Origin of the sequence: Nakamurella sp., from assembly GCF_048594475.1 — a bacterium.
Classification (GTDB): domain Bacteria; phylum Actinomycetota; class Actinomycetes; order Mycobacteriales; family Nakamurellaceae; genus Nakamurella.
This window is the reverse complement of sequence record NZ_JBMDXT010000551.1, coordinates 1-2,339: the sequence shown is the minus strand read 5'-3', so window position 1 is coordinate 2,339 and position 2,339 is coordinate 1. Positions and strand designations below refer to the sequence as shown.

The following is a 2,339-nucleotide window of genomic DNA, read 5'->3' as shown; positions in this document are numbered from 1 at the left end:
GCCCCGACCGGACGGGTCTACCAGCACGAGATCCCCGGCGGCCAGCTGTCCAACCTGCGCCAGCAGGCCATCGCGCTGGGGTTGGGCCACCGGTTCGAGGAGGTCGAGGCGACCTACACCGCGGCCAACGCGATGCTGGGCAACCTGGTCAAGGTCACCCCGTCGTCCAAGGTGGTCGGCGACCTCGCGCTGCACCTGGTCGGGGCCCGGGTGGACCCGGCCGAGTTCGAGGCCGACCCGGGCCGGTTCGACATCCCCGACTCGGTGATCGGGTTCCTGTCCGGCGACCTGGGCGACCCGCCCGGCGGCTGGCCGGAGCCGTTCCGGACCAAGGCCCTGGCCGGCCGCCGGTACGCGCCGCCGGAGGCGACCCTGTCGGACGAGGACGCCGCCGATCTGGCGGCCCACCCGCGGCCGACGCTGAACCGGCTGCTGTTCCCCGGCCCGGAGCGGGAGTTCCGCCAGTCGCGGCAGCAGTACGGCGACCTGTCCGTGCTGCCGACCGTCGACTACCTCTACGGTCTGCAGCCCGGCGCCGAGCACGTGGTCGACCTGCAGTCCGGGGTCCAGCTCTACCTGGGTCTGGAGGCCACCGGGGCGCCCGACGAGCGCGGCCTGTGCACCGTGGTGACCACGCTCAACGGCCAGTTGCGGCCGCTGCAGATCCGCGACCGCAGCGTCGACGTCGACGTGCCGGTGGCCGAGCGGGCCGACCCGAGCAACCCCTGGCAGGTGGCGTCGCCGTTCGCCGGCGTCGTCACCCTCGCCGTGACCGAGGGCGACGAGGTCGAGGCGGGCGCGACGGTGGCCACGATCGAGGCGATGAAGATGGAGGCCTCGATCACCGCGCCGCGGGCCGGCCGCGTGCAGCGGACCGCGATCAACCCGGTGCAGCAGGTGGAGGGCGGCGATCTGCTGCTCGTGCTGACCGACGGCGCCTGAGCGGCCCGGACCGCGGACATGACCAGGATCGTGGCCGGCCGCTGGCGCAGCCGGCGGCTGACCGTGCCGAAGGGGGTGACCACCCGCCCGTCGTCCGAGCGGGTCCGGGAGGCGTTGGCCGGCTCCCTGCAGGCCACCGGCGGGCTGGACGGCGCCCGGGTCCTGGACCTGTGGGCCGGCACCGGCGCGCTGGGCCTGGAGCTGGCCTCGCGCGGCGCGTCCGCCGCGGTCTTCGTGGAACGCGACCGGTCCGCGCTCACCGCGCTGCGGGCCAACGTGGCCGCGTTCGACGACCCGGGCGGTCCGGCCCTGCAGGTGGTCGCCGCCGACGTCGCGGCGGCCGTGCCGCGGCTGGCCGGGCCGATCGACATCGTGGTCGCCGACCCGCCCTACGACCTGCCCGGGGCCGACGTCCGGGCCGTGCTGGCGGCCCTGGTGGCCGCCGGGGTGCTGGCCGCCCACGCGGACCTGATCGTCGAACGCAGCACGCGGTCGGGCGAGGTCGACTGGCCGGCGCCGCTGGACGGGACCCGGACGAAGCGGTACGGCGACACGCTGCTCTGCTACGGTCGCGCGCCATGACGACGGCCTCCCCGCGTGCCGGCACCCATGCCGTGTGCCCCGGCTCCTTCGACCCGCCGACGCTGGGCCACCTGGACGTGATCGGCCGGGCCGCCGGCCTGTTCGACCGGGTCACCGTCGCGGTGCTGGTCAACCCGGACAAGCGCGGCATGTTCGCCCTCGAGGAGCGGCTGGAGCTGCTGCGCGCGACGACGGCCGACCTGCCGACCGTCGAGGTGGACACGTTCCGCGGGCTGCTCGTCGACTACTGCCGGGACCGCGGGATCGGGGCGATCGTCAAGGGCCTGCGGGCCGTGTCCGACTTCGACTACGAGCTGCAGATGGCCCAGATGAACCACGGTCTGACCGGGGTGGACACGCTGTTCATGCCGACCAGTCCGGCCTACTCGTTCGTCTCGTCGTCGCTGGTCAAACAGGTGGCGACGTACGGGGGCGACGTCGACCACCTGCTGCCGGAGGTCGTGGCGCGGGCGCTGGCGGCCAAGCTGGCCCAGCGCTGATCGGCACTCATTGGCGCTGATCGGCGCCCCGCGACGCGCCGGCCGGCCGCCGGTTCCCACCGGATTGCGACCCGAATCGGTGACGTCCCGCACGGTCCGCGCCGGGCGTGTTGGCCGGGTTGCGGGTCCCCGGCTTGTCAGACTGGGTGGGCGTCGCCCGGTCGATCGGCCGGGTTCCGCGAGCCTGCCAGTCGACCCGTAGGAGGTTGCCATGTACCGGGTTTTCGAGGCACTCGACGAGCTCGTCACCATCGTCGAGGAGGCCCGCGGCCTGCCGATGACGGCATCCTGCGTGGTGCCGCGCGGTGACGTCCT

Annotated in this window: 3 protein-coding genes and 1 pseudogene; all 4 read left to right on the top strand. The window is 74.3% G+C overall.

Going from position 1 to position 2,339, the window contains the following annotated elements:
* Nucleotides 1–942 (top strand): biotin/lipoyl-containing protein (locus ACOJUF_RS24780; protein ID WP_420124469.1); only part of this gene is annotated, 942 nt, incomplete at its 5' end.
* A gap of 18 nt (nt 943–960) precedes the next feature.
* The gene (rsmD, locus tag ACOJUF_RS24775; RefSeq protein WP_420124468.1) at nt 961–1,524 is read left to right on the top strand and encodes a 16S rRNA (guanine(966)-N(2))-methyltransferase RsmD; all 564 of its coding nucleotides are present in this window, start codon (nt 961–963) and stop codon (nt 1,522–1,524) included.
* On the top strand, nt 1,521–2,024 hold the full coding sequence (gene coaD / locus ACOJUF_RS24770) for a pantetheine-phosphate adenylyltransferase (RefSeq protein ID WP_420124467.1): 504 nt from the start codon (nt 1,521–1,523) through the stop codon (nt 2,022–2,024). Before rsmD ends, coaD begins: the two co-directional genes overlap by 4 nt.
* Nucleotides 2,025–2,235: 211 nt before the next feature.
* A pseudogene (locus tag ACOJUF_RS24765) lies at nt 2,236–2,339 on the top strand (DivIVA domain-containing protein); the annotation flags it as partial.